The sequence below is a fragment of the Sulfurimonas sp. HSL-1656 genome, assembly GCF_039645585.1.
GTDB lineage: Bacteria > Campylobacterota > Campylobacteria > Campylobacterales > Sulfurimonadaceae > Thiomicrolovo > Thiomicrolovo subterrani.
On sequence record NZ_CP147915.1, the window covers coordinates 1,662,254 to 1,689,076 of the forward strand.

At 57.6% G+C, this 26,823-nt stretch carries 23 protein-coding genes; 10 read left to right on the forward strand and 13 right to left on the reverse strand.

Annotated features, from left to right (window positions below):
• Nucleotides 1-27: 27 nt before the first annotated feature.
• The gene (locus WCX49_RS08725; RefSeq protein ID WP_345984712.1) at nt 28-681 is read left to right on the forward strand and encodes a response regulator transcription factor; all 654 of its coding nucleotides are present in this window, start codon (nt 28-30) and stop codon (nt 679-681) included.
• A gap of 17 nt (nt 682-698) precedes the next feature.
• Here the strand turns inward: WCX49_RS08725 and WCX49_RS08730 are convergent, their stop codons facing one another.
• The 4 genes from WCX49_RS08730 to WCX49_RS08745 all read right to left on the reverse strand — a co-directional run bounded on the left by WCX49_RS08730 (nt 699) and on the right by WCX49_RS08745 (nt 5,478).
• Nucleotides 699-1,238 carry a histidine phosphatase family protein gene (locus tag WCX49_RS08730; RefSeq protein WP_345986800.1) on the reverse strand — a complete coding sequence of 180 codons (540 nt, stop codon included), beginning with the start codon at nt 1,236-1,238 and terminating at the stop codon, nt 699-701.
• A gap of 29 nt (nt 1,239-1,267) precedes the next feature.
• A complete protein-coding gene (locus WCX49_RS08735) occupies nt 1,268-1,657 on the reverse strand; it encodes a hypothetical protein (protein WP_345984713.1) in 390 nt (129 codons plus the stop codon).
• A gap of 17 nt (nt 1,658-1,674) precedes the next feature.
• Nucleotides 1,675-2,193, reverse strand: coding sequence for a PAS domain-containing protein (locus WCX49_RS08740; protein ID WP_345984714.1), 519 nt, complete (start codon nt 2,191-2,193; stop codon nt 1,675-1,677).
• A 132-nt stretch (nt 2,194-2,325) separates the two neighbouring features.
• On the reverse strand, nt 2,326-5,478 hold the full coding sequence (locus tag WCX49_RS08745; RefSeq protein ID WP_345984715.1) for an FIST N-terminal domain-containing protein: 3,153 nt from the start codon (nt 5,476-5,478) through the stop codon (nt 2,326-2,328).
• 161 nt (nt 5,479-5,639) lie between these two features.
• Here WCX49_RS08745 and WCX49_RS08750 point away from each other — a divergent pair, with 161 nt between their 5' ends.
• Complete coding sequence (locus tag WCX49_RS08750; protein ID WP_345984716.1) at nt 5,640-7,700, forward strand: ATP-binding protein; 2,061 nt, start codon at nt 5,640-5,642, stop codon at nt 7,698-7,700.
• Nucleotides 7,701-7,765: 65 nt separating this feature from the next.
• Here the strand turns inward: WCX49_RS08750 and WCX49_RS08755 are convergent, their stop codons facing one another.
• The 3 genes from WCX49_RS08755 to WCX49_RS08765 form a co-directional block, all read right to left on the reverse strand.
• Entirely contained in the window at nt 7,766-8,137 is a 372-nt protein-coding gene (locus WCX49_RS08755) for a response regulator (protein WP_345984717.1), read from the reverse strand.
• Between the two features lie 102 nt (nt 8,138-8,239).
• Nucleotides 8,240-8,809: an ATP-binding cassette domain-containing protein gene (locus WCX49_RS08760; protein ID WP_345984718.1), complete on the reverse strand. Its 570-nt coding sequence runs from the start codon at nt 8,807-8,809 to the stop codon at nt 8,240-8,242.
• On the reverse strand, nt 8,809-10,062 hold the full coding sequence (locus WCX49_RS08765; protein WP_345984719.1) for a glutamate-5-semialdehyde dehydrogenase: 1,254 nt from the start codon (nt 10,060-10,062) through the stop codon (nt 8,809-8,811). Before WCX49_RS08765 ends, WCX49_RS08760 begins: the two co-directional genes overlap by 1 nt.
• Nucleotides 10,063-10,158: 96 nt before the next feature.
• Here WCX49_RS08765 and WCX49_RS08770 point away from each other — a divergent pair, with 96 nt between their 5' ends.
• Entirely contained in the window at nt 10,159-11,367 is a 1,209-nt protein-coding gene (locus WCX49_RS08770) for an MFS transporter (protein WP_345984720.1), read from the forward strand.
• Nucleotides 11,368-11,452: 85 nt separating this feature from the next.
• Here WCX49_RS08770 and dnaK read toward each other — a convergent pair whose 3' ends face one another.
• Together dnaK and grpE are read right to left on the reverse strand one after the other, a co-directional pair.
• Nucleotides 11,453-13,333 (reverse strand): molecular chaperone DnaK, encoded by a 1,881-nt coding sequence (dnaK, locus tag WCX49_RS08775; protein ID WP_345984721.1) that lies wholly within the window; start codon nt 13,331-13,333, stop codon nt 11,453-11,455.
• Nucleotides 13,334-13,477: 144 nt separating this feature from the next.
• Nucleotides 13,478-14,035, reverse strand: coding sequence for a nucleotide exchange factor GrpE (gene grpE / locus WCX49_RS08780; RefSeq protein WP_345984722.1), 558 nt, complete (start codon nt 14,033-14,035; stop codon nt 13,478-13,480).
• Between the two features lie 215 nt (nt 14,036-14,250).
• Here grpE and WCX49_RS08785 point away from each other — a divergent pair, with 215 nt between their 5' ends.
• The 5 genes from WCX49_RS08785 to WCX49_RS08805 all read left to right on the forward strand — a co-directional run bounded on the left by WCX49_RS08785 (nt 14,251) and on the right by WCX49_RS08805 (nt 21,551).
• Complete coding sequence (locus WCX49_RS08785; RefSeq protein ID WP_345984723.1) at nt 14,251-14,646, forward strand: hypothetical protein; 396 nt, start codon at nt 14,251-14,253, stop codon at nt 14,644-14,646.
• A 62-nt stretch (nt 14,647-14,708) separates the two neighbouring features.
• Nucleotides 14,709-16,682 (forward strand): hypothetical protein, encoded by a 1,974-nt coding sequence (locus tag WCX49_RS08790; RefSeq protein ID WP_345984724.1) that lies wholly within the window; start codon nt 14,709-14,711, stop codon nt 16,680-16,682.
• Nucleotides 16,683-16,793: 111 nt separating this feature from the next.
• Nucleotides 16,794-19,148, forward strand: coding sequence for an EAL domain-containing protein (locus WCX49_RS08795; RefSeq protein ID WP_345984725.1), 2,355 nt, complete (start codon nt 16,794-16,796; stop codon nt 19,146-19,148).
• Nucleotides 19,149-19,249: 101 nt separating this feature from the next.
• On the forward strand, nt 19,250-20,806 hold the full coding sequence (locus WCX49_RS08800) for a SagB/ThcOx family dehydrogenase (RefSeq protein WP_345984726.1): 1,557 nt from the start codon (nt 19,250-19,252) through the stop codon (nt 20,804-20,806).
• 34 nt (nt 20,807-20,840) lie between these two features.
• Entirely contained in the window at nt 20,841-21,551 is a 711-nt protein-coding gene (locus tag WCX49_RS08805) for a DUF4230 domain-containing protein (RefSeq protein WP_345984727.1), read from the forward strand.
• Here WCX49_RS08805 and WCX49_RS08810 read toward each other — a convergent pair.
• From WCX49_RS08810 to WCX49_RS08825, 4 genes are all read right to left on the reverse strand, one after another.
• On the reverse strand, nt 21,548-22,120 hold the full coding sequence (locus WCX49_RS08810) for a phosphoribosyltransferase family protein (RefSeq protein ID WP_345984728.1): 573 nt from the start codon (nt 22,118-22,120) through the stop codon (nt 21,548-21,550). The genes WCX49_RS08805 and WCX49_RS08810 overlap by 4 nt on opposite strands.
• Before the next feature lie 10 nt (nt 22,121-22,130).
• Nucleotides 22,131-23,921, reverse strand: coding sequence for a translation elongation factor 4 (gene lepA / locus WCX49_RS08815; protein WP_345986801.1), 1,791 nt, complete (start codon nt 23,919-23,921; stop codon nt 22,131-22,133).
• Between the two features lie 18 nt (nt 23,922-23,939).
• Nucleotides 23,940-24,866, reverse strand: coding sequence for a ribose-phosphate pyrophosphokinase (locus WCX49_RS08820; protein WP_345984729.1), 927 nt, complete (start codon nt 24,864-24,866; stop codon nt 23,940-23,942).
• Nucleotides 24,867-24,986: 120 nt separating this feature from the next.
• Nucleotides 24,987-25,655 carry a ThiF family adenylyltransferase gene (locus WCX49_RS08825; RefSeq protein WP_345984730.1) on the reverse strand — a complete coding sequence of 223 codons (669 nt, stop codon included), beginning with the start codon at nt 25,653-25,655 and terminating at the stop codon, nt 24,987-24,989.
• A gap of 155 nt (nt 25,656-25,810) precedes the next feature.
• Between WCX49_RS08825 and WCX49_RS08830 the strand changes: the two genes are divergently transcribed.
• Together WCX49_RS08830 and WCX49_RS08835 are read left to right on the forward strand one after the other, a co-directional pair.
• The gene (locus WCX49_RS08830; RefSeq protein WP_345984731.1) at nt 25,811-26,302 is read left to right on the forward strand and encodes a hypothetical protein; all 492 of its coding nucleotides are present in this window, start codon (nt 25,811-25,813) and stop codon (nt 26,300-26,302) included.
• A 5-nt stretch (nt 26,303-26,307) separates the two neighbouring features.
• Nucleotides 26,308-26,712: a secondary thiamine-phosphate synthase enzyme YjbQ gene (locus tag WCX49_RS08835; protein WP_345984732.1), complete on the forward strand. Its 405-nt coding sequence runs from the start codon at nt 26,308-26,310 to the stop codon at nt 26,710-26,712.
• Nucleotides 26,713-26,823: the final 111 nt, after the last annotated feature.

Consider the following 26,823-nt stretch of genomic DNA (forward strand, 5'->3'; position numbering starts at 1 on the left):
GCGCTCAAAAGTGTCCGGGAAGACGCTATGAAAGAGAGTGCGATGCTGAACATTATCATTGCCGATGACCATGAAATCGTCCGCAGCGGGCTGATCATGCTGATCGAGCAGCAGGAGGGGATGTCCGTGACGGACAACGCCTCCTCTTTCGATGAACTGATAGCCTGTCTTGCGCGCAGGGTATATTCCCTGCTGATCCTCGATCTGAACCTCGGGGACAAGAACGGCATGGAATCGATCGAAAGCGTCAGTTCACGCTACCCCGAACTTCCCATCCTCGTCCTCAGCGCCTACCCCGAGGATCCCTACGCCCTGCAGGCGTTCCGGGCCGGTGCCTCAGGCTACCTCAATAAAGCCGTCATCGGCGCCGAACTCGTGCGGGCCATCCAGACCGTGGCCAAGGGCAGAAAATACATCAGCCCTACCCTCGAAGAGAGCATGCCCTACGGCACCGATCTCGGCAAGCAGGAAAAGGCCATGACCGCCACGCTCTCCAAACGCGAACTGGAGGTGCTCTCCTTTATTGCACGGGGCAGCTCTTACAAGGAGATCGCCGCGGAACTGGGCGTCAGTCCCAAAACCGTCTCCACCTACCGGACCCGTATCCTGGAGAAGCTGAACCTCTCCAGCACGACGGAACTGCTCCGTTTCGCGTTCGAACACGATATCGCCGCCTACTGAAAACGAGACGGCTGCGCTTACCCGTTCCGGTCGAGCACGGCCCGGATCTGGTTCGGCAGATAGTACTTGAACTGCTTCGGAAAGATGAAAAAGTCGATGTCGCCCTTTTGCGTTTCCAGCCCCTGCCAGTCGTCGATCTCAAACCGCATCGCCACGACCCCCATCGACGGGATCTTTGAGACGTGCTCTTCTGTCAGCATATTCGCAAAGGCGGTCAGCTGGGGGTTGTGGCCGATGACAAAAATCGTGTCGGCGTCATCCTCCTGCAGCATGACGGTTTCGAGTATCGTCTCCGGCGGCGTCAGGTAAAGCTCGCTCAGGTAGAGCAGCGGCCCGTCAAATCCGACTTTTTTGGCCAGCCTGTCCGCACTCTCCTGCGCACGCAGCGCACTGCTGGAGAGGATGAGATCGGGCACGATCCCGCGCAGAAGCAGGTACGAACCGATGGTATTGATATCCCGGTATCCCCTGTCGGTCAATCCGCGCTCAAAATCGCTCGCGCCCGGCTCTTCCCAGTCGGATTTCGCATGATGAATCAGATATAGCGTTTTGATGATATTGCCCTTCCGAAGCCCGAGACGTCTGTTTAGATGCGCCCCAGCTCCTGTGACATGGTCTTGGCCGCTTTATCCATGATCATTTTTGCCAGCGCGACGTTGCCGTCATCACGGAAGATGGCAAAGACGTTGATCTTCGCGAAGTTGTCCTTGCCGAACTCCCCGGCACTGTTGATCAGGAAGACGTGACCGTCGTGGGTCTTGGCCTCGATGGATGAGGCTTCGCTGAAGCCGACGTCCAGTGAGGACTCCGTCACCATACGGAAGGCGTCATTGAAGATACTGGCCGAATAGGGAATGTCCGTTCCCGTATGGTCATTGTCGATATAGAGGGTCTCACCGGAGTAGTTCAAAACGGCCGAACCGAGGTAGCCGTTCACCGCGCGGAGTCTCTGCATGGATTTGTCGAAATCGATCATTGTCTATCCTTTTTCTCTTATTTGTTCAGCGACTGCATGAAGTCGTTGAATGTGTCAGCACTCTGGCCGTTTTCGGCCAGAAAATCCATCAGCGCTTTTTCGGAAGCTTCCACCCCCTCGCTCTTTTCAATCTCAAGCAGCTTCGCATAGAGCGGGAGGATGACATCCCGGGCCTTCTGCGTCATACGGCGGCGCGTCGAAACGTAGTTTCTGAAAGAGCCGTCCGGGTTCTTGGCCATTCGGACCTGGGCAAGCACGAGGTAATATCCCCCGTCTTTACAGAGGTTTTTGACAAATGCATAGACGTCTTTGCCCGCTTTGATGTTCTCCCAGAGGTACTTGAAGATCACTTTCGGCATATCGGGATGGCGCAGGATCGCATGCGGCTGATCCAGCAGGTCGCCCTGCGAATAACCGGAGATCTTCATAAAAATCGGGTTGGTATAGGTGATGTTCCCTTCGGCATCCGCTTTGGATACGATCATATCCACGTCGGTTACTTCATGTTCCGCATCGGTCGGTGTCGGTCTTTCCATTATCTGGCCCCTTCGTTATTTTTTCACGGGGCAATCTTAACGGAAAGGCACGATCGGAATATGTAGGAAATATCCTACAGGCGAACCGGGAGTGTAGGAATGCCTCTCAGACGGGGGTGGTTCGGCGGAGGGTCAGGAGTATTGCCGGAGCACGGCCTCGAGCTTTTTCTCTTCGAGCGGCTTGGTGAGGTAGCCGTTCATGCCGCTTTGCAGGAACTTCTCCCTGTCGCCTTCCATGGCGTTCGCCGTCAGCGCGATAATCGGAACGCTGCTGCCGAGTCTCTCCCGGATGCGGCGGGTCGCATCGAGGCCGTTCATCACGGGCATATTGACGTCCATCAGGATCAGGTCGAACGCCTCTTTCTCCATTTTGTCAAGGACCTCCTGCCCGTTCTCGACGAAGACCGCGTCGATGCCGTACTGTGACAGCAGCAGCTGGACCAGCAGCCGGTTCATCTCCAGGTCTTCGGCGACCAGTACTTTCATCCCGCTGTTGACCGCATGCTCCGTACCTGTTTCTGCCGCTTCGCTTTCATCCGCCTCCGTCAAAGCGTTGGATGCGGCATCGTACGATGCCAGCATGAGATCAAAATAGAAGACCGTCCCTTTCCCCTCTTTACTGTAGAGCTTCAGTTCGCTGCCCATGGCCTCGACCAGGGAGGCGCAGATACTCAGTCCCAGACCGGTTCCCCCGAACTCCCGCGTCGTCGACTCGTTCGCCTGGGTGAAGGGGCTGAAAATCCGCTCCTGTTTCTCTTTCTGGATGCCGATCCCGTTGTCTTCGACAACAAAACGAACCAGCTGGCCCTCTTTGGGATGGATTTCGAGGACCTCGGTGCGAAGCTGTACCTCGCCCGATGCCGGCGTGAATTTGATGGCGTTGGAGAGCAGATTGATGATGATCTGCTTCAGGCGCGTCGGGTCCCCGAGTACGACCGCATCCATCTCCGGGTCAAACCGGCTGGCGTAGTTCAGCTGCTTCTGAAGCGCGGCGGGCTGCATCAGGGAGAACGCGGTATTGAGCTCCGCGTATAGGTCGACGGGGATATGCTCAAGCACCATGTGGTGGCTCTTGATTTTTGAAAAATCGAGCACGTCGTTGATGATCTCGAGCAGGGTCGCCGAGGAGCGTTCGATAATATCGAGGTACTCCAGCTGCTGGGCATTCAGTCCGCTCTTTTTCAGCATGCCTGTAAAGCCGAGGATCCCGTTCATCGGGGTACGGATCTCATGGGACATATTGGCCAGGAACGTCGCCTGGGCTTCTTCGGCTTTCTCGGCCTGGATACGCGCCTCCTCCAGCTCGGTGACGTCGTTGAAGGAGCAGAAGATGTACTCATCGTTTTCGAACTTCACCTGTCTCGCCCTCACCGAAAACGTACGGACGGTCCCCTCCCGGTCCTCCATCAGCGCCTTGTGGATCCGGTTGGGTTCGTCCAGGAGCTTTTGGTACCACGACCGCCTTCCCCCCGCGCTGAGGAAACCCTCTTTGGGGATAAAGAGGGAATTGATGCAGCGCTTGGAGTTCATAAGGTCCTCGAGGTCGTCAAAGGGGAAGAGCCTGAAAAAGGTCTGGTTCACCTTTTCCGTGACGCCGTTGCGGATGATGAGAATGATGCTTTCGTCGTTGTTGAGCAGTTTCTGCGTAAAGGTATGCTCGCGTTTGTAGGCCAGCTGCGTCTCGATCAGGTCGGTGATGTCTTCACGGATCGCGAAAAACTCGGAGATCCTGTTGCGTTCATCGTGCAGGGGGATAATGGAGCTTTTGACGTAATAGTCGGTGCCGTCTTTGCGGCGGTTCGCAAAACTGCCGTGCCAGATCTGGCCCGCGGTAATCGTATTCCACATCTCCTCAAAGAGTGAATCGGGGGTATTCGGGCTGCGGACAATATTATGCGACTGCCCAATCAGTTCACCACGTGAGTAGCCGCTGATCCGTTCAAAGTTCGGGTTGACGTAGGTGATGATGCCGTTCCTGTCCGTTTTGGAAACGATCAAAACGTCATTGATACCGTCAATATGCTCCTGCAGGCTCCTTTTTGCCGCCGCCAGCGACCGGGACTGCTCTTCGAGTGCTTTCGTATTGTAATCGATGAGATGAAAAACGGCCTTTTCGCCGGCATTGACGGCCCGCTGCTGCTTCCGCCCGCCGAGCGGGCTGTCGAAACGCTGGTTCTGCGTCCCCTTTTCGCGCAGGAAAAGAATCGTTGAAGTGATGTTGAGCAGCTCCGCCCCCGACGCGGAGGAATAAAACTCCCCGTAGGTAAAAAATCCGCACGCGGGGGCAAAGGAGTCGATCTTGTCCAGTGCCACCTCAAGCTGCTTGCCCAGGAACTGTTTCCGGCCCGAACAGGAGTAGATGAATGCCGCCTGCAGCGTCTGTGCTTCGCTGGGGATCGTCTCCCCGGGGATGTAGCTGTTGACAAGATCGGCACTGCCGATGCCGAACTGTACACGGTCCCCTACGCTCAGATTGCCGGCATAGAGGACGCTCCCGTCTTCGAACGCCCCGATCATGGAACGGGCGATCGGGATCCCGCCGCTCTGCTTGATGAGGGGGAATCCCATTGCCGATGCGGGAAGCTCCCGGACGACGGCCTCTCCGAGTACCTCCCGGTAGAGTTCCGTCGTAGGCTGTCCGTCAATCGTATAGACACGGTTCTTCTTGGCGCGGGTGATCGTCATCTCTTTGCCGACCGGGCGCCACCCCATATTCAGATCCTGAAATACCTCCAGAGCCTCCCCGATGAGCGCGACACCGACCGCCCCGCCTTCAAAAACGCGCTCCTGGTGGATGGTATAGGTGTGCTTGAAGCGCAGCAGGTCGCCGGCCATACCGCCGGCAATCGGGATATTGTTGCAATTGGCGGCGCGGAAGGCCTCCAGAAAATCACTGCCGTGCTGAATGCCATCGGCAAAGGTAATGATGCAGCGTACCTCGTCTTTGCAGAGTGACTCTCCGAGCTTTTTCCCGAGAGAAAACGACTCCGTATCAACATCAGAGACGGCCAGGATGCGGCTCTTCTCGAAGACGGAAATTCCCAGCACCGTCTGCTTTTCCGTCATGACGCCTCCGACGATCTCCCCCACCGTCGATGCGCCGATCAGTGTGGCGCCGGGCAGCAGCGACAGCACCGTCGCCGCGATCCCGCTGACAGCCTCCCGCTCTTGAAGGGAAGAGAACATCTGCACGAGAATCGTCTTCGCATCAAAATCGATTCCCGTCTCGGCAAGCGCTAATTCAAGGCCCTTTTTGTCACTGTAAATATGGTTAAACTGTATCATTTATTGCGTTGTTTCTCAATGTGTCTTTTTATGTAGTGTCTCAATTGTATCACGAAGTGTAGGCATTTTCCTACAGTTTTCCCTGCTGCCTTTTAACTATAATCCGTCTCAAAGCTTCCGGGCCGTTCTGCCCGTACACGCCATTGAAGAAGGGGGTACCGATGAAAAAATTCAACAGCGGCGAATTCAAAACACTGCTCCAGGAGACGACGCGCCGGATCGAGGCCGCAGAGGACAACCGTCAGATCAATGCGGTCACCGAAACGCTCGTCACGACGCTGCTGGATTCGGAATTCGCCTCGCTCTGGGTCTTCGACGAGATGGAGGCATCCCTCAAACGCGCCCGTGAAGCGGACCAGGTATGCGAGCTTTCCATGCTTGACCAGCACGGTGTCCTGGCCAAAAGCTTCCTGACCCTGACCGGGGGGATCTACAACTACCTTGCCAGCGAGAAAGAGTATGCTCCGGAAACGGACAACCCCGACGAGATCAGGATGAAATCCAAGATCATCCTGCCGCTGATGAACGACGAACGCCTGCTGGGCATCGTCACGGCCTACTCCTCGGTCCGCCACAAACAGAACTTTGACGAGGACGACATGGAGATGCTCGAAGCGATCGCGCCCTTCCTCGTCAACGTCATCTACCGGATGTACCCGGAAAAGCAGACGGAGGAAGCCCCCGAAATCTATCTTAGCGAACGCCTTAAAGAGAGTTCGAATGCGATCAGCCGACAGGTCGAGGCGAATGAACGTGCACAGCCGACGGCGGCCGCACCGGATGAGACGCTTATGTTCCTGGCCAATACGGTCCACGATATCCGGACCCCGGCCAATGCGCTTTTCGGATTTCTGGAGCTGCTCGAAGGGCAGGTCGACAACGCCCGGCTGCTGCAGTATGTCCGCAACGCCAAAGAGAGCGCGCGCTTTATCAACGAGCTGACCACCTCCATCCTCGACCGTGTTTCGACCCAGCGTGAACGCACGCTCTCCGGGCCCGTTCGGATCACCCCGGCGAAGTTCTTTGCGGATATCGCCGATATCTTTTCGGCGAACATGTCGGACAAGGCGCTCTGCTACCTCGTCTATATCGATCCCGCACTTCCCAAGGAGATCAGCGTCGATGCCGCAAAGCTCAAACGGGTCGTCATGAACCTCATCGGCAACGCCTACAAATTCACCCCGACCGGGAAGTCCGTCGAGCTGGCCGTCGTGTACGACCAGAGTGCCGGTACGATGACCCTGGCGGTCACCGATACGGGAATCGGGATCGCCGAAGAGCACCAGCAGGCGATCTTTGAAGCCTTCAGACAGGCAACCGATGAAACGGCGTCCGCCTTCGGCGGTACCGGTCTCGGCCTCGCCATCAGCGCCCAGTACGTCCACGATCTCGGCGGAAAACTGGAACTGGAAAGCGAACCGGACAAAGGGAGCCGTTTCTTCTTCACACTGCCGCTGCAGGCCGTCAATACGCTCCCTTGCTTCGCCCCCGTCCAGAACCCGCAGAGCAAGATCGCCATCCTCATGGACGAGCCCAACCTGCCGACCAGCAAGAACATCATGCGCTACCTGCTGCGCATGGGGCTCCCGAAATCCAATATTGTCGCGATCCGTTCCGTCATCCAGGCGCCTTCCGACACCACCCACCTCATCGCTTTTCAGAGCAAATTCGATGAGCAGGTGGTCGATCATGCCAAAACGAACAGCCTGCCTCTGACGGTGATGGAGGAGCGCTTCCTCTCCATGACCAAAACGCAGAAAACGGCGGAGGTCGACGTCATCTCGCAGTACGGCTACTATGCGAGCAGGCTCCATGCCATGCTTTCAAGCCGCAGTATCCCCAAAGTGCTTGTCGCCGACGACGACCGCATCAACATCGAACTGATCAAGGCTATTCTCGAAGAGGAGTTCTGCACGATCGAAACGGCCCAGGACGGCCAGAGCGCCATCGACCTGCTCGCCAAAGGGATTCTGGAAAACCAGCCCTATACCCTGCTCCTTCTCGACAACCATATGCCGAAGATTTCGGGCAACGACGTCATCCGGGAGCTGCGGGCCATTGAAAAACAGCACGCCCTCCCTTCGGCCTATGCCGTCTCCATTTCGGGAGACCCGAAAGCCAGTGCTTCGGACAACCCCCACTTTGACGCCTATGTCGGGAAACCCTTCAACAAAAAAGAGATCAAAAAGGTGCTCAAAGCGGCATTGGCCGCGCGGGATTAGGATCGGCCGGGAAGAGGATACGTCTGGGGGAATGTCTTTCGCCCCAGGAACGAAAGCAGCTGCGTCTACAGTTGAAGCAGTCGGCGGACATTTTCTTTATAGACGGCCGGCAGGATAGGCTTTTTGAAATACGCATCGAAATAGGTATGGTCCTGCTCGAACTTCTGGGGATAGATCGTCAGCGCGGCAATGCGCGTCTGAGCGTTTTTGGCCTGCGCCGCCTTGGCGATCTCGATGCCCGTACCGTCAGGCAGGTTCATGTCCACGACCATGGCATCGTAATCGTTCTGCGCGATCTTCGCGAGCGCTTCATGGACGGAGTTCGCCGAATCGATCAGAATCTTCTGCTTGATCTCTTTGGAGAGGGCATCAATGACTGTCGATTCGAATTCGACGATAAATCCGATATCGTCCACGATCAGAATACGTTTGCTCATTGGGTATGCCTTGTAATTTTTTAGGCATTGTAGCGGAGCGGGCCGCTCCATTTCTGTAGGTATTTTCGTACAAAACGGATAGAGGCCGTCCGGAGAGTGCGTTCAGCCTATCTGGACGATCTCGTCGGCGCACCAGTTGGCCAGGTCGATCTCGTGGGTGATCAGGAGCATGCCGACCTCGCCCAGGTGGCGCAGCAGCAGCTGCATCACGTCGAGCTGGATGACGTTGTCCAGCGCGGAGGTCGGCTCGTCCAGCAGCAGCAGCTTCGGTTTCATCAGCAGTGCACGCAGAATGGAAGCGCGCTGCAGCTGTCCGCCGGAGAGCTCATGGGGGAGTTTGTGCAGGAGCGCCTCGTCCAGCCCCATATCGTCAAGGTAGCGTGCCATCCCCGCCGTATCGGCCACATCCTTGATCTGGTTGAGGATGGTATAGGTGGGATGGAAGGAGCTGTAGGGGTCCTGGAAGACCATGGAGGCCGGCAGTGCCTCGATTGTTCCCGACCGGGGACGGAGGTTGCCGAGGATGAGTTCGAAGAGGGTGCTCTTGCCCGCCCCGCTGGGACCGACGATCGCTTTGATCTCTCCCGTGTCAAGCGAGAGGGAGAAGTCATGATAGAGCGGCTTCTCCTGCGTGTAGCCGAAAGAGAGCCCCTCAACCCGTAATACCTGCATCAGCGGATCTGGCCGTTGCCGTAGATCTTGAACTTGTAGGTCGTCAGCCCCTCGATGCCCATCGGGCCGCGCGCATGCAGCTTGTTCGTGGAGATGCCGACCTCGGCACCGAAGCCGAAGGCGCCGCCGTCGGTGAAACGGGTCGATGCGTTGACGTAAACCGCCGCCGCGTCGACGGCATTGAGGAAATACTCCGCCGTCGTGTAGCTCTCCGTAATGATGGCTTCGGAGTGGCCCGACCCGAAACGGACGATATGCGCAACCGCCCCGTCAACCCCGTCAACCGTGCGGATGTTGAGGATGTTCGCCAGGTACTCCGTATCGAAATCCGCCTCCGTTGCTTCGGCGACGTCGATGATCTCACGGGTATCGCCGCACCCTTTGAGCTCCGTGTGCGCCGCGTCGAAGGCCTCTTTGAGCTTCGGCAGGGCAACGGCGGCAATGGCTCTGTCGACAAGAAGGGTCTCCATTGCGTTGCAGACGCCGGGACGGTCCACCTTGGCGTTGACGGCGATCTTCACCGCCTTCTCCAGGTCTGCATCCTTGTCGATGTAGGTATGGCACTGCCCCTTGTCGTGCTTGACGACCGGCACCGTCGCGTTTTCACTGACGTAGCGGATCAGCCCTTCCCCGCCCCGGGGGACGATCAGGTCGACGTACTTGTCCATCTTGATCAGCTTCGCCACCCCTTCGCGCGAGGCGTCCGGCAGCAGGGAGATCAGAGCTTCGGGCAGGTTGTTGCGTTTCAGCGTGGCACGCAGCACCTTGGCGATAGCGGCGTTGGAGTGCTCCGCCTCCTTGCCCCCTTTGAGCACGCAGACGTTGTTGCTTTTGAAACAGAGTGCCGCCGTGTCGGAGGTAACATTGGGACGGGATTCGTAAATGATGCCGATGACGCCGATAGGGATGCTGACTTTCTCGATCTTGAGCCCGTCGTCGGTGACCCAGCCGTCGATCACCCGGCCGACGGGGTCTTTGAGCGCCGCGATCTCCTCGACGGCCGTCGCCATCGCCTCGATACGCTTCTCGTCCAGCAGCAGGCGGTCTTTGAGCGCACTGCTCAGGCTGTTCTCCTCCGCCGCTTTCATGTCCAGTGCGTTGGCTTCGATGATGTCCATCGTCGCGGAGCGCATTGCCCCCGCCATCTCCCGAAGCAGGCGGTTTTTCTCCGCACCGCTCAGCAACATCAGTTCCCGGCTCGCCGCTTTTGCTTCTTCCAAAAATGCATTCATATCGTCTCGCTTTCCCGTCACTTTTTACGGCCATTATACCAAAGGGAGGCTGTACGGCGCGCTTCGGCCGTGAATACGCTACCATTCTTCCGTCAATCTTTCCCGGAGTATCCTCGCGTGAAACACTACATCGCCCTGTTGAAAAACGAACCGCTGCTGCGGCGCATCTCCTTTATCCAGCTCATCGCCTATTTCGGGGCCTGGTTCAGCAACGTTGCCATCTTTACCCTGCTGCTGGGGCTCGGCGCATCACCCCTCGTCGTCGCTACCGTCGCGGCGCTGCACTTTCTGCCCGGGGTCCTGCAGGCCCCCTTCTCCGGGGCGCTTATCGACAAGATCGCCCCGAAACGGCTGATGCTGGCCCTGCTGCTGATCGAGATCGTCACGACCCTGCCGCTGATGCTGATCGACGACGCCGCGCACCTCTGGCTGCTTTTCGTGCTGGTCTTCGTGCGCATGGGGGCTTCGAGCTTCTACTTTACCCTGGAGATGGCGCTGCTGCCGCGTTTTCTGAAGGCCTCGGCACTCAAGCACGCCAATGAACTGCACTCCATCATCTGGTCCGTCTCCTACACGGTCGGGATGGCCCTCAGCGGCATAGCCGTCTACTACCTCGGCGTCAAGACCGCCTTCCTTGCCGACGCCGCCCTCTTCGCCGTCGCGTTCGCGCTGCTGCTGCCCGCCGTTTTTCCCCCGCACAAAGCGCGCGAAACGGACCGCTATCTTGCGCTGCTCTCGCAGAGCGTCGGTTACCTCAAACGCAACCCCCTGACCCTGCATCTCATCATTCTGCATGCTTTTGTCGGCTTTACCGCCTTTGACGGCCTGGTCCCGCTCGCCGCGGAGGCCTATTACCTCCCGGCCGTCGCCGCACCGCTGGCCATCGGGCTTACCCACGCTTTCCGCGCCCTCGGACTGGTGGGCGGCCCGCTGCTGCTGGGGCGCTGGATCACCATCAGGAGGCTCCCGCTGCTGCTGCTGTTCCAGGCCCTCTCCATCCTTATTTGGGCAATGGCACTGCCCCACTTTTACCTGGCACTCGCCGCCTCGATCCTCGTCGGCCTCAGCACGACGACCATCTGGTCCTTTACCTATACCCTGCTGCAGCACCATACCGAAGAGGCCTACTACGGCCGTGTCATCGCCTATAACGACATGATCTTCCTGCTGACGGTTTCCGCGGTCTCTTTTCTGATCGGTGTCCTGGTGGAGTGGGGGATGGGGCTTCAGGGTGTCATGGCCCTGCTCGGACTTGCTTTTGTCGTTTCGGCGCTCTATTTCCGATGGATCAGCAGGCATTATCCGCTGGAAGATCCGGGCGTGTAACTGCACCTTCCGCATTCGGCGGTAAAGGGGCAAAATAAGGAGAAAAAAGGAGGAGTATAGATGAAGGGGCCCGAAGGCCCGGGGGTTATTCGATTTCGGCGTCGATGACGTCGTCGTCGGCTTTCTTGGCGCCTTCGGAGGCCGCGGCACCGCCCTGCTCCTGCTTGTACATCTGCTCGGCCAGTTTGTGGCTTGCTTCCGTCAGCGTTTTGAGCTTTTCTTCGATCTGCTCTTTGGTCGCGTTCTCGTCCTTGAGCGTCTCTTTGAGGGCACTGATCGCGCTTTCGATCGCCGCTTTGTCGCCGGCGTCGATGTTCTCGCCCGCCTCTTTCATCGCTTTTTCCGTCTGGGCGATCATCGCATCCGCCTGGTTGCGCAGGTCGACAAGCTCTTTGCGCTTCTCGTCTTCCGCTTTATGCGACTCGGCGTCCTGGACCATCTTGTTGATCTCCTCTTCGGAGAGTCCTGACGAACCGGTGATCTTGATCTCCTGGCGTTTGCCCGTACCTTTGTCGGACGCGGAAACGGTCAGGATACCGTTGGCGTCGATATCGAAGGTGACTTCGATCTGCGGCACGCCGCGTGGAGCCGCCGGGATGTCGGTCAGTTCGAACATACCGAGGGACTTGTTGTCCTTCGCGAACTCGCGCTCACCCTGGACGACGTGGATGGAGACCGCCGGCTGGTTGTCTTCGGCCGTGGAGAAGACCTGGGACTTCTTGACAGGGATCGTCGTCCCCTTCTCGATGATCTTCGTCGCGACGCCGCCGAGGGTCTCGATACCGAGGGAGAGCGGCGTGACGTCGAGCAGCAGGACGTCTTTGACGTCACCGCGCAGGACCCCGCCCTGGATCGCCGCACCGAGGGCGACGACTTCGTCCGGGTTGACCGATTTGTTCAGCTCTTTGCCGCCGAAGTACTCGGAGACCTTCTGCTGCGCCAGCGGGACGCGGATGGAACCGCCGACCATGATGACCTCTTTGATCTCGCCTTTGTCGAGGTCCGCATCTTTGAGCGCGACGTTGATGTGCGTCATCGTCTCTTTGATGAGATCGTCGATCATCCCTTCGAACTTCGCACGGGTCAGCTTGACGACAAGGTGTTTCGGGCCTGTTGCATCCGCCGTGATGAACGGCAGGTTGATCTCCGTCTCGGAAGCGGAAGAGAGCTCTTTCTTCGCAGACTCCGCCGCGTCTTTGAGGCGCTGAAGCGCCATCTTGTCCGCTTTGAGGTCGATGCCGTTTTCGGACTTGAACTCACCGGCAAGGAAGTCGACGATACGGTTGTCGAAGTCGTCGCCGCCCAGGAAGGCGTTACCGTCGGTGGAGAGAACCTCGAAGGTCCCTTCCGCGATCTCGAGGGTCGTGACGTCGAACGTACCGCCGCCGAGGTCGTAGACGAGGACGTTCTCTTCGCCTTTTTTATCCAGACCGTATGCCAGCGCGGACGCCGTCGGTTCGTTGATGATACGCAGGACGTTCAGGCCCGCGATCGTTCCCGCTTCCTTCGTCGCTTTACGCTGGGCGTCGTTGAAGTAGGCCGGAACGGTGATGACCGCGTCGGTGACCGGCGTACCGAGGTAGGACTCTGCATCCTCTTTCAGTTTGGCCAGGATCTTCGCGGAGATCTCCTGCGGCGTGTACACTTTGCCGGCAACGTCAACGGCAGCCATACCGTTTTTGTCGACGATCTTGTAGGTAACTTTGTCGTGCGCCTCTTTGGCCTTCTCTTCGTTCATCATGAGACCCATGATACGCTTGACGGAGTAGATCGTCTTCTCCGGGTTCGTGATCGCCTGGCGTTTTGCCGGGTCACCGACGAGAACTTCGCCCTTGTCCGTAAAGGCAACGACGGAAGGCGTCGTGTTCTTACCCTCTTTGTTCGGGATGATTTTCGCTTCGCCGCCCTCATAGACTGCTACTGCGGAGTTTGTTGTACCAAGGTCAATACCGATTACTTTACTCATAATTATCTTCCTTAATTTTATTTCATAAAATGAAGGGACCACCTTCATTATTTTGTACGGCATCCGAACAAAGTCCGGACACCTACGCTAACGCTGAGTTTCCTTCGGCAGAAAGCCCGCGCGCCTTGCGCTCTTGATCACGAATCAGTTCGCGATCACTACCATTGCATCGCGCAAGGTCCGCTCTTTGTATTTGTACCCCTTCTGGAAGGTACTGACGATCTCGCCGCTCTCGTGGTCCGGGCTGTCCACCTGCTGTACCGCGTGGTGGACGTTCGGATCGAACGGTTCGTCTTCGCCTACCGCCGCAATGCCATGTTTTTCCAGGGCGCTGAGGAACTGCTTCATCGTCAGTTCGACGCCCTCTTTCACCTTGGCCAGAAGCTCGGCAGCTTCCATACCTTCGGCATCGGCGGCCTTGACGGCCATCTCCAGCGAGTCGACGACCGGGATCAGGTCTTTCGCGAACTTCTCCTGGGCATATTCGAGTGCCTGGTACTTTTCGCGTTCCAGACGTTTTTTGATATTGTCGAAGTCCGCGTGAACCCGTGTATATTTATCTTTGAGCTGGTCCAGTTCCATCTGAACACGTTCAAGGTCCGAACCGACCTCTTCCGCTTCTTCGGAAACCATCTCCTCAATCATTTCTTCATCATTGGGCAAAGTTTCTTCACTGTTTTGCTTGTTTTCTTCTTGAGACATAGCGACTGTCAGACTCCTTTCTCTATGAAATCTGGACAAATTTTACCACATGAGTCTATCTATGTCAAGTACTGATTGTAAAATTTAGTTCAATATACTTGAGTCTAAATGACTAAAGTATATTTTTCCCGTACTTCACACCGCTTCAGAGCCCTGCAGGAGGGGAGATGGTACAATTCCACGACAAGTAGACCCGCTAGGAGAAGGCCGTTTTTATGAGTATTTTTGCTTTGCAATCGCCGGCGGGAGGTTTCCTGGATGAGGATCTCAAACACTTCAACAAGGAGTTCGACGACTGGTGCGTCCACTTCGAAAGTTTTGAAGACGCCGAACTCATCGCCGGGACGCTTGACCGCAGGACAAGTGTGGATATCGTCGAAATCACCCCGCTGAGCTATCCCAAATACTTCTTTCATGACCTTCAGGGCACCATCCACGCGACGCGGCAGGTCGGCGATAATATCATCTGTATCGTCGAACCTTTCATGGGCTCCAACTTCCGCCTGGCCGTCTGCAGTCTGAAAACAAAAAAGACCCGGCTGACGCCGACACGCTACAAAAGCGCTTTGAGCGTGGAAGGCGCCTTTGCGACCTATATGCCGCAAACGTAAACCGACGGCAGCCGACGCAGCGCTATAATAGTGTTTTGAACTCCCGGACGAAAAGGCCCCACATGCACCGGTTCACCCTGACGCTGATTGTCCTGATTTCGCTCATTATCATCCTGCTCGTGCTCCCCTTCACACCGCCGGGCAACCGATTTATCGCCGGTATGCTGCAGGAGAGGCTCGAAGCAGCACTGGCACGGCCCGTTGACGTCACCCGGTTCGACCTCGGGTGGAACCGTTTCAGCATCACTATTCTCCTCGACACCGCCGGCAGTATCGGCGCGGAGGGGGAGTATTCGCTCTTTGCACAGACACTCGCCGCCCGATACCGTGCCGATATCGACGATCTCGCCGCCCTGAGCGGCCGGAACATATCGGGGAAACTGCATACCGAAGGAACGGCGGCCGGCAGCTTTGCCCTGTTGGAAATCAACGGACGCACCGACCTCGCCCAAAGCGAAACGGCCTACCACCTAACCCTCCGTGAATTCAGCCCCGGAGCGATCACCGCCACGGTCCGCCATGCCCGCCTGGATGAGCTGCTTGCCCTCGCCGGTGAACAGCTGCTGGCTTCGGGGGAGCTCGATGCCGACGTGACACTGCACTCCATCGACCCTGCTGCCCTGGACGGCACGGTTGATGCCCGCCTGGCTAAGGGTATACTCAACCAGACCCTTATACGCAGTATATATGGGGTACAGCTGCCCGACACCGCACTGAACGCGGCGCTGCATGCACAGCTCAAAAACGACACCGTTACCTATGAGACCAAAACGGATTCCGCCCTGGGTTACCTGCACTCCGACGGTATCCTGACACCGAAAAACGGCGGGATGGACCTGAACTACGCCTTTGCGGTCAAAGAGCTTGCCCTCTTGCAGGGCTTGACGGGACGTGCCCTGCATGGCCCGGTCGCCCTTTCGGGGACGGTGAAAGGCGACGAGACACACCTCGATGCCACCGCCGCAGGAGAGATTGCGGGGGGCAAAAGCGCCCTCAAAGCCGTTTTAAAGGCCTATACCCCTGTCTCCGCCGACGTGTCTGTAGAACATCTCAGACTGGCAAAGCTTCTCACCATGCTAGGCTATCCAACGATCGCCGATGCCGACGTCACCGGCCGTGCCCTCCTCACAGACCTCCGCCCGGGTGCCATGCAGGGAACGGTTACCGTCGACATGCAAAAGGGCCGAGCGAATGCCGCCGCACTGACAAAACAGCTGGGCCGTACCTTCCCGGAATCGACCTTTACACTCCGCAGCCGAAGCCGCCTCGAAGGCAACCTTGTCAAAACCGAAGCGGCGTTCGACTCCGAGCTTCTCAGCCTCCGTTCCGATACCCTGCAGTACGACGTCGGGCAGATGAAGCTCTCCGCCGGCTATACGGCGGACATCCCGGACCTGCGCAGACTCTCTTCCCTGGCGGATCGGCCGTTGCAGGGATCGGCAAAGATCACCGGGGACCTGACGTATCGCGAACATCTCCTGCTGCATGCCAACAGCACTCTTTTGAAAGGGCAGATCACATCGACGCTCAACGACCAGGTACTGACTGCAACCTTCAAACAGATCAGCACGGGACAGGCGATGCATCTGCTCGTGCAGCCCGAGACCTTCGACGCCCGTTTCGACGGGACCCTCGACTACGCGCTTGACACCAAACGCGGCGAGCTGAAAGGCACGTTTAAAGAGGGCGTCTTCTCCCGCAACAATGCCTTCGACCTGCTGCGCCAATACACCAAGGTTGATCTCTACCGCGAACGCTTCGACGGCACGACGCTGGCACGTCTCGACGACACCGCGATCGATGCCGACGCAACGCTGCGCTCAGACCTCGCCATGCTCCAGACCCGGCATGCGAAGATCGACACCGAAGCGCAGACCGTCCGTGCCGACATCACACTCGAAGCGGCCGGGGCCGTCATCCCCTTCCGTCTCAAGGGTAAGCTAGCCCATCCAGGGGTCACCGTCAACGCCGGGAAGCTGCTCGAACAGGAGGCCGGAAAACAGGTGCAGCAGCTTTTTGACAGCTTTTTCAAATAAAAAAGCCTGTTCTCCCCGGCTGTAGGGACTTTTATGCTATGATTTGTTGTCTTAACATCCAATCACAGGATAAAAGGCCGTGCGGAATGTATCTTAGAGGAATGTGCAACAATGCAGCAATTTGACTTTGACAAACTGAAATACCTCTACGGCACCGTACCGGTTATTCTCGTCATCCATTTTTTCAGCGTCCTTCTTTTCAGCGTCATCATGTGGCACTACGTCGACAACCTCTCTCTGGCCGTCTGGGTCAGTGTCTCCGCCATCGTCCTGCTGTTCCGTTTCTACCATTACCTGCTCTACAGCAACAGCTCCGACGAGGAGCTGCGCGTCCAGAGCACCCTCTGGCTGCACCGGTACTACACCTACATCCTGATCGGCGGGGGGTTGTGGGGAAGCACCGCGCTGCTGCTTTTCCCGCAGCACGAGATCCTCTACCAGATGGTCGTCGTCCTCTTCATCCTCGGTCTGACCGCCACCGCGCTGGGCATCATCTCCGCGTCGTGGGAGCTGGTCGTCGCCTACGCCCTGCTCTCTTTCGCCCCGGTCATTGTGCGTCTGGCATGGATGGAAGACCCCATCTACCAGACCATCGCCTACATTGTCAGCGCCCTGGGCATCCTGCTCATCTTCAGCGCCAAACATTTCGGCGCCGTCATCGACAATGCCATCTACAGCAAATTCGCCCTCACCCAGGCCATGTCCGACCTTGAGAATACGCAGGGGCGCCTGGTTTCCCTCCTGGACAACGCCCCGGTAGGCATCTTTTACTACGACAGCAGCCTGCACATTACCGATCTCAATAACCAGATGCTCAGGATGCTGCAGCTGAACGAGCGTGAATCGCTCATCGGCTACGATCTCAACAGCGTTTCGGACAAGCGCATCCTTCCGGCACTGCAGCAGGTATTCGAAAATGCGCAGGGACGCTATGAAGGGCCTTTTTACTCCTCGTTTTCGGAGGAGTCCTACTATATCGAGCTCTCAACCGTTCCGGTCACCGACAAGAAACGGATGCACCAGGGGGCCGTCTGTTTTGTCAGGGACCTGACCCTGGAAAAAGAGGCCCAGGAGACGATTCAGCAGAACAGTCTTTACGACCCGTTGACCAAACTGCCCAACCGCAGCCTCATCACCGACCGTATCAAGCTCTCCATCGAGCAGAGCCGTCTGCGCCATTTCCGTGCCGCCGTCCTCTTCATCGACCTTGACCACTTTAAACACATCAATGACGACTTCGGCCACTATATCGGCGATCAGCTGCTTTACCAGGTCAGCCAACGGCTGCTCAAACAGCTCCGGGGCGAAGACACCGTCGCACGCATCGGCGGCGACGAATTCCTCGTCCTGCTCAACAACCTCTCCTATGACTATACCGAAGCGGCAGGAGAGGCCACGGAGATTGCCGCCGGACTGATCGACATCATCAACAGCCCGTTTACGATCGACGGAGAGACGGTAAGCGTTTCCGCCAGTATCGGTATCAATATCTTCAGCGGGGAGGAGGCGATCCTTCCCGCACCCGTGATCAAACGCGCCGACATCGCCATGTTCCAGGCCAAACGGACCGGCCGTCAGCATGCCGAGCTCTACCATGAGTCTTTCGAAAGCTCCCAGCACGAACTGCTCCAGATGGAAAAAGAGCTGCGCAGAGCGCTCGATGAGAAGGAGTTCGAGCTCTACTACCAGCCCAAGGTAGCCATCGACAGCGAGAAGATCGCCCAGGTTGAAGCACTTATCCGCTGGAACCACCCGGAGAAAGGGCTGGTGATGCCCGATGAATTCATCCCCTATGCCGAAGAGAGCGGCCTGATCGTCAGAGTCGGCGAATGGGTGATGGAAGAGAGCATCAAACAGATCAAGCAGTGGCAGAAGACAGGTGCCGCCAACGCCATCGAACGCGTTTCCATCAATGTCAGCTCCCACCAGTTCAACCAGCCCGATTTCGTTGACTATGTCCGTGCCCTGGTCGCGGGCAATGAGATCGCGCCGGATATGATCGAACTGGAGTTGACCGAAAGCGCCATGATCGACAACTCCCTCGGCGCCATCGACAAGGTCAAGGCCCTTGAAGCGTTCGGTGTGCATGTCGCCCTCGATGACTTCGGGACCGGCTACTCCTCGCTCTCCTATCTCAAGCACCTGCCCGTCAGCGTCATCAAGATCGACCGTTCGTTCATCACGGACCTGAAACACAACGAGAATTCGATGATGATCGTCAAGACCATCATCGCCATTGCCAAAAGCATGGAGCTGACCGTCGTCGCCGAAGGGGTTGAAACGGATGAGGAGCTGGAGATGCTCAAAACGCTCGGCTGTGACTACTACCAGGGCTTCCTCTGCGAAAAAGCCCTGCCGGCGAAAAAACTCGAAGCGCTTATCAGTACGAAAGCGGGCAGCCTCAAAACCTTTCCTGTAGAAGAACACCCCCTCCACGTCACAGATACTCAGGACAATCAGGCGTGAGCGTATGCAATGCAAAAGGCATTCATCTTTAGGCGCTTAAATATTTTCCCCGTGCAAGGTTTCCAAGCCCCCTTTTAAAGGAGTTTGGGAACAATCACCGCATGAATGCCCTTGCAACGATTTTCGAATACCACGACCGCACCAAGCACCACCCCAACCGCTATGCAGCGTCACTGGGCTATATGGACTGGGCGACGCAGCCCGATCCCTACCGCCGCTTTGACGGGGCGAAAGGGATCGCCCTTCCGCTTCCCTCCCCGCGGTCCGAGCCAACCTATGCCGCTCTTTTTGAAGGGGTCTCCTCCGAACCGCTGACACTGGAAAGCCTCTCCGTCCTGCTGCGCTACAGCCTCGGTCTGGCGGCCATCAAATGCATCGGCAGCGACTGCTGGGCACTGCGCTGCAACGCCTCCAGCGGCAATCTCCATCCCACGGAAGGCTACATCATCCTCCCCCCGGTTGAAGGTGTCAGTACCCAGAGCGTTGTTGCCCATTATGCACCCATGACCCACAGCCTTGAAATCCTCCATGCGTTCGATACGGATTTCTGGTCGGCGATGCCCGAGGGGTCGCTTCTTATGGGGCTCACCTCCATCGTCTGGCGCGAGGCGTGGAAGTACGGTGAACGCGCCTTCCGCTACACCCAGCTCGATGCCGGACACGCCCTGCGCGCCGTCCAGGTTTCTGCACGCCTCAACGGCTGGCATGCCGGCCTCTGCGACACCTTTGACTCCGAAACCCTCGATACACTGTTGGGGCTGGATCAGCCTGCGCGCTTCCAGCCGAACGAGGAGGAGATCGCCGATGCACTGCTGCTCATTACACCGTATAGAGGCATCACGTCGCCCGACTTTATCACGCTGCTCGCCCGCTGCCGTACAACATATGCGGGAACGGCAAACCGTCTCAGTCCCTCCCAGCACCCCTGGGAGGCGATCACCCTTGTTGAAAAGGCCACGGCCGCCGATGTAAACCTCCCTGCGGAGGCAGCGCCCCACGCTTTCAGCAGCGCCTGTGGCACTGCAGCCGAAGAGGTCATCCTCACCCGCCGCAGCGCCCGGGCCATGGATTTCGGCCGTACCCATATCAGCTTTGAGGCTTTCTCCCAGCTGCTGCACGCGGCACGGGTCTCTTTTGAAGGCTTCACACCTGCAGCTTCCCTCGTCCTGTTTGTCCATGACGTCGAGACGCTCGATCCGGGCATTTACCTCTACCTCCTGAACGACAGTTACCTGGATACGTTCAAAACATCTATGCGGAATGACTTTCTCTTCCGGCCGGCCGGCAACCATCTCTACCTGCTCGAAGCAGGCGACTTCCGTCCCCAGGCGAAGTTCATCTCCTGCAGCCAGGATATCGCTTCTGACGGCGCCTTCTCACTGGGCATGCTCTGCGAATTTGCCCCCCAGCTGGAGCGCTTCGGGCCGGGACGCTACAAAAGCCTCTACTGGGAGTGCGGTGCCATCGGCCAGCAGCTCTACCTTGAAGCAACCTCCCTCGGTCTCAGCGCCACGGGAATCGGCTGCTTCCTCGACGACGTCATGCACCGGCTGCTGGGACTGGAGGGGAACGACTTCCAGAGCCTCTACCATTTCACCATCGGCCACGCCATTCCCGACCTTCGCCTGCAGACGAAACTCCCCTACAGCAGACGATAGCGCACTATTATCCGTGCTGAGCTACAATGGGGGCATGGATAATCTCATTATGTTTTTCACCGGCCTCTTCCTGGCGGGGGGCATCGCACTGCTCGTCTGGTACCTCAAACGCAACAAGAAAGAGGGCCCGGCCAATGTTGCCCTCTATTCGACGATCGAGAAAATGGAGTCGCTGGGGACCCTTAACGTCTACAAGGTCGTCACGAAGGAGATCGTCACGGCCTCGGATCATATCTTCGGAAACTTCGGGGAGAAGTATCTGCGCTGGCTCATCTCGAAGAAGAAACTGGCGATGATCTTCACCTTTGACATCGACTTCAGCTACAACCTCAAAGACAGCCACTTCGGCATCGAGGAGCTGGGCGAAGGACAGTACCTCTTCAAAATGCCCGAGTGCCGCTATTCGCTCAGCATCAAGGATATCAGCTTCTACGACGAGCAGAACGGCAAACTCCTGCCGTGGCTCCTGCCCGATCTCATCGCCGGCGTCTTCAGCGACGGCTTTGACGAAAACGACCGCAACGCCCTGATCAGGGAGGCAAAGAAGCAGGTCTCCGCCATCGCCAACGGCATGATGATCGAACTGCTCCCCGATGTGCAGAAATCCGCCCGAACGACCTTAGAGCAGATCGCCTTCGCCCTCAACGCCGCATCGATCCGCTTCGACTTCTCCGAATCGCCGACGATCGAGAACACCGTCAACTACCTGCCCGAAAAGAAAGAGAACGAAGCCCTTCCCGCCTAACGCTCCGCGTCGGCCAGCGTCAGGCAGAAAAGCACCTCTTTCCCCGCCATTTCCAGCGTCTCCGCCGCCTGGGTCAACGTCAGTCCCGTTGTCAGAATGTCATCGACGAGGATGACGCTCTTTTCCGGAAACGGTTTGAGTTCAAACGCGCGCGGATGGGTCAGGCGGTACTGGAAATCCTGCCCGGAGTAGCGGTGCCCCGAACGGTCGCGCAGCACGGCATGCCGCGGTATCAATGTGTCGGTTTTCATCGCACGCGCCAGGATCGCCGTATGCGAATAGCCGTGCCGGACATGGTCATCGACGGCAACGACGGCAACAGGTGCCTCCGACTCCAAAGAAGCCGCATACGGTGCGAAGGAGGCGGATGCCATAATCTTGTAAAGATGGCAGCCGATGTCCGTGTGCTTTGTCAGCAGCAGCGGCTCGATCTCATCATATCTGTAAAAAGAGTGTACGGAGAGTTTCCCGACGATCTTTCGGGTGTGAAGGGAGGGGGCGAGATGTTCCTCGCGGCAGCTCCTGCAAATGCGGCTTAACGACCACGATTCGCAGAGAAGACAGCGCAAAGCCTGCCGCCTAGTCCATTTTGAGGACGGACATGAAGGCCTCCTGCGGCAGCTGTACCTTGCCGATCGCCTTCATCCGTTTCTTACCGGCTTTCTGCTTCTCGAGCAGCTTGCGTTTACGGGTGATGTCCCCGCCGTAACACTTTGCCGTGACGTTCTTGCCCATGGACTTGACCGTCTCGCGGGCAATGACTTTGTTGCCGACGGAGGCCTGTACCGCCACTTCGAAGAGCTGACGGGGGATGAGCTCTTTCATACTCTTGACGAGTGCCCGGCCGCGCTGTTCAGCCTGTTCGCGCGGGACGATGACCGAGAGGGCGTCGACAACGTCGCCGGCAACCCGGACGTCGAGCTTGACGAGGTCGCCCTCTCTGAAATCGATCGGTTCATAGTCGAAACTCGCGTACCCTTTGGAGATGGACTTGAGCTTGTCGTAGAAGTCGACGACGATCTCGTTCATCGGTACGGAGTACTCCAGAAGGACGCGCTCTTCGTTAAGGTAATCCATCTTCTCCTGCATGCCGCGTTTGGCGACCAGCAGGTTCATGATGTTGCCGAGGTACTCCGTCGGCGTGATGACCGTCGCCTTGACATAGGGCTCCTCGATCCGCTCGATGTGGTTCACCGGCGGCAGCTCGGAGGGGTTGTGCACTTCGATCTGCGAACCGTCCGTCAGGTAGACGTCGTAGACGACCGAGGGGGCCGTCGCGATCAGGTCCATGTCGAATTCGCGTTCCAGACGCTCCTTGACGACTTCCATGTGCAGCATGCCGAGGAAACCGACGCGGAAACCGAACCCGAGCGCGACGGAGGTTTCCGGTTCGTAACTGAGCGACGAGTCGTTGAGGCGCAGTTTGTCCAGCGCATCGCGCAGATCCTCGAACTTGTCCGTATCGATGGGATAGAGCCCGGCGAAGACGAAGGGCTTCGCCGGCTCATAATCGCCGACCGGCTCGGCCGCAGGCCTTTTCGCATCGGTGATCGTATCGCCGACGTTGAGCGTTCCGACATCTTTCAGGCCGAGGACGACGATGCCGATCTCACCGCTGTCGATCGACTCGGTCTTCATCTTCTTGAGCGGGTGCGGGTACATGAGGTCCAGGACCTCGTGCTGTTCGTTGTTACTCATCAGCTTGACGATCTGCTTTTTGCGGATATTGCCGTCGAAGACGCGCACCAGCGCCAGCGCACCGAGATAGGGGTCGAACCAGCTGTCGTAGATGATCGCCTTCGTCGGCGCAACCGGGTCGCCCACCGGGGCCGGAATACGGTCGACGATGGCGTCGACAAGCTCGCGGATCCCCACGCCCGTTTTCGCAGAGACCATCAATGCGTCCGTAGCGTCGATCCCGATGCTCGATTCGATCTCCTCGGCAACCCGTTCCGGTTCGGCGGCGGGGAGGTCGATCTTGTTGATGACCGGGAGCAGCTCCAGGTTATTGTCCATGGCCAGGTAGACGTTGGCGATGGTCTGCGCCTCGACCCCCTGCGCCGCGTCGACGATCAGCAGCGCGCCGTCGGAGGAGGCCAGCGACTTGCTGACTTCGTAACTGAAGTCGACGTGGCCCGGGGTGTCAATGAGGTTGAGGACGTAGTGCTCGCCGTCCTTGACGTAATCGAGCCGGACGCTCTGCGCTTTGATGGTAATACCGCGCTCCTGCTCGATGTCCATCGTATCCATCATCTGCGATTTGAGTTCACGCTCCGTCACGGAACCGCACTCCTGGATGATCCGGTCGGCCAGGGTGCTTTTACCGTGGTCGATGTGGGCAATGATAGAGAAGTTGCGAATGTGGCTCAGGTCCATTGTGCTCCCTGTTTACGCGAACAGACTGTTGACGCTCTCGTTGTGGTAAACGCGGCGGATGACTTCGCCGAAGAGCGGTGCTACGGTCAGAACCTTGATGTTCGGGTGCGCTTTGGTCGCCAGGGAGTTGGAGATGATCAGCTCATCGAGTTCGCCCTTGTCAAGGTTCTCGTAGGCTTTGCCGCTCAGAACTCCGTGCGTCGCACAGGCCATGACGGAGGTTGCGCCCTTGGCTTTGAGCGCCGCCGCCGCTTTGACCATCGTCCCGGCCGTATCGACCATGTCGTCGATCATAATGACATCCTTGCCCTCGACGTCGCCGATGATGTTCATGACTTCGGCCACGTTCGCCTTTTCGCGGCGTTTATCGACGATGACCATCTCCAGGCCCAGTTTCTCCGCAAAGTAACGTGCGCGTGCGACCCCGCCGATGTCCGGGCTGGCAATGATCGGGTTGGGGAGGTTTTTCTCCTTGATGTACTGCTGGAAGATGATGGAGCCGTAGAGGTTGTCAACAGGGATGTCGAAGAAGCCCTGGATCTGGCCCGCGTGCAGGTCGATGGTCACGAGACGGTCAATGCCCGCCGTCTGGTAAAGGTTCGCGACGAGTTTCGCACTGATGGGGACACGCGGTGCCGCTTTACGGTCCTGGCGCGCGTAGCCGAAATACGGGATGACCGCCGTAATGGAGCTCGCGGATGAGCGGCGAAGCGCATCGGTCATGATGAGCAGCTCCATCAGGTTGTCGTTGGACGGGGCTCCCGTTGACTGGATGATGAACACGTCGCGTCCGCGGACGCTCTCTGCAATCTGAACGGAGATCTCCCCGTCGCTGAAACGTTTGATGTCCGCTTTGGCCAGGGGAACGTCGAGGTATTTACAGACCTCTTTCGCAAACTCTTCGCTGGCACTCCCGGCAAAAATCTTGTAACCGCGCATCGCACTTCTCCACATTGAAATCCGGTCTGTCCCGACACCCTAAGCAGAGTCTCCGGCCATACCTGTTTTAAGTATGAAATTATAGCGTGCGCTGCTTAGCAGGGAGTAAAACAGCCGCCGTTATACAGGAAGGCCGAATTTCTGTGTCACGAGTTCGCCCTCGTCGTTGAAAAAGAGGTAGTAGAGGAAATCTTTTTTGACCGGCTGACCCGCCAGGTAGCGCAGTGCCAGGTTCGCCTGCAGCGAGGCGATATGCATCACGATCGGCGCAGCGATCCCCGCAGGCTCTTTGAGCGTGATCTTGAACACGTCGTTGAAAGAGGAGCGGTCGAAAAAACAGACCTGCCCGTGAAACGCTTCGACCGAACCGTAGACCCACGGCGTGTTGTGGATCTTGGCGTATTCGTTGATCTGCCCCCGTGTCGGGAGGTTGTCCGTCGCATCGAGGATCAGGTCGACTTCGATCCCTTTTTTGGCGAAGGCGTTGAAGTCGCACTCATGGGCATACGCCTTCGTATAGGGGCAGCGGGCCTCGACGATACCGGCATTGACGACGGCCTTGTTCTTGCCTTCGTCGCCCGTCTTGAAAGCGATCTGGCGGTGAATGTTGTGCACGCTCACCTCATCGAAATCCACGATATGGATCTCCCCGATTCCCGTCGCCCCCAGGGCAAAGGCGAGCGAACTCCCCAGGCCGCCGCTTCCGATGATGGCGATCCGCTTTGCCTGCAGCGACTGCTGGACCTCTTCCCCCCAGAGTTTGATCTGACGATGGAAATAGTGCATCATTCTCCGCACCTCCTCAAATAGCTAATCGCACTGTAACATTAAAAAGTTTAATAACTTTTTGATAAATTCACCCAGAGCCTCCCATTTTAGGCAGTCCGAACGGCCAAAATGTGTAAAAACCGCTATAATGTCCCCACAAAACCGCAGGAGGACGCGTGCTCGCCTTTATCGACAAGACCATCATCCCCTTCGTGACCCGCAGCAATGACCAGCCGCTGCTGCTGCGCGAACTGCTCGAGATCAATAAGAACCACGACGACGGCCTCAAGCTCGAAGGGAAGATCCCGGGACTGAAGCTGCGCATCGGCCGCACGATTCTCGTCTTCCTCATCATCTGGAACTTCATCCTCCTGCCGCTGAGCCTCCTCTTTCATAAAGAGCTCGAGAAGATCGACTGCCACCTGCTCATTATCCTCGCCATTCTCTTCACGGGGATGTTCTTCGGCACCTACATGATGTTCAAGGAGTGGCTGGTCGACCGCATGGCGACCCAGCGCATCAAGGAAGCATGGCAGAACCACTTCCCCCACTTCTCGTATGAGAAACACCACCTCCAGGTGACGGGGCTCTACCGCGAAGCGCTGGAGAAGGACGTCCCCCACAAAGAGCTCTACCTCTTCATGATGAACAGGCTCGCGGAGGAGTAAACGGTTTGTTCCAGGCAACCGTCACCCTGCCCCCTTACCCTCGGGGGTTCCACCTCATCACCGACGCCATTGAAAACGCCGTTGCAAAGTCCGGCGTCACGACGGGACTCGCCCACCTCTTCCTCAAACACACCAGCGCCTCGATCTCCATCAATGAGAACGCCGATCCCACTGTCCGCCGTGACATGGAGCGTTTCTTCAGCGACGTTGCCGATGCCAAGCCCTACTACGTCCACACCTACGAGGGCGACGACGATATGCCCGCACACATTAAAAGCGTTATGCTGGGCACGTCACTGACCATCCCCGTCACCAACGGCCGTCTCAACCTCGGCACCTGGCAGGGGATATACCTCGGCGAGCACCGCGACCACGGCGGCAGCCGGAAGATCGTCGTTACGGTCTACTGAGACTGGACATTTCTCGCTCCTGTACTTTTCATAGGAACCATCTATCTCTTTATTCTTTTCTTTTTCATAAGAAAAGAACCAAAAGAAAATCGTCGTTACGCGAATCGCACG

Coding starts and splice junctions, on each gene's coding strand:
- WCX49_RS08825 (WP_345984730.1), bottom strand. CDS start 25,655: ATGATGCACTATTTCCATCGTCAGATCAAACTCTGGGGGGAAGAGGTC.
- WCX49_RS08755 (WP_345984717.1), bottom strand. CDS start 8,137: ATGAGCAAACGTATTCTGATCGTGGACGATATCGGATTTATCGTCGAA.
- WCX49_RS08760 (WP_345984718.1), bottom strand. CDS start 8,809: ATGCAGGTATTACGGGTTGAGGGGCTCTCTTTCGGCTACACGCAGGAG.
- WCX49_RS08735 (WP_345984713.1), bottom strand. CDS start 1,657: ATGATCGATTTCGACAAATCCATGCAGAGACTCCGCGCGGTGAACGGC.
- grpE (WP_345984722.1), bottom strand. CDS start 14,035: ATGTCTCAAGAAGAAAACAAGCAAAACAGTGAAGAAACTTTGCCCAAT.
- WCX49_RS08740 (WP_345984714.1), bottom strand. CDS start 2,193: ATGGAAAGACCGACACCGACCGATGCGGAACATGAAGTAACCGACGTG.
- WCX49_RS08750 (WP_345984716.1), top strand. CDS start 5,640: ATGAAAAAATTCAACAGCGGCGAATTCAAAACACTGCTCCAGGAGACG.
- WCX49_RS08745 (WP_345984715.1), bottom strand. CDS start 5,478: ATGATACAGTTTAACCATATTTACAGTGACAAAAAGGGCCTTGAATTA.
- WCX49_RS08800 (WP_345984726.1), top strand. CDS start 19,250: ATGAATGCCCTTGCAACGATTTTCGAATACCACGACCGCACCAAGCAC.
- WCX49_RS08790 (WP_345984724.1), top strand. CDS start 14,709: ATGCACCGGTTCACCCTGACGCTGATTGTCCTGATTTCGCTCATTATC.
- WCX49_RS08795 (WP_345984725.1), top strand. CDS start 16,794: ATGCAGCAATTTGACTTTGACAAACTGAAATACCTCTACGGCACCGTA.
- WCX49_RS08805 (WP_345984727.1), top strand. CDS start 20,841: ATGGATAATCTCATTATGTTTTTCACCGGCCTCTTCCTGGCGGGGGGC.
- dnaK (WP_345984721.1), bottom strand. CDS start 13,333: ATGAGTAAAGTAATCGGTATTGACCTTGGTACAACAAACTCCGCAGTA.
- WCX49_RS08725 (WP_345984712.1), top strand. CDS start 28: ATGAAAGAGAGTGCGATGCTGAACATTATCATTGCCGATGACCATGAA.
- WCX49_RS08820 (WP_345984729.1), bottom strand. CDS start 24,866: ATGCGCGGTTACAAGATTTTTGCCGGGAGTGCCAGCGAAGAGTTTGCG.
- WCX49_RS08785 (WP_345984723.1), top strand. CDS start 14,251: ATGAGTATTTTTGCTTTGCAATCGCCGGCGGGAGGTTTCCTGGATGAG.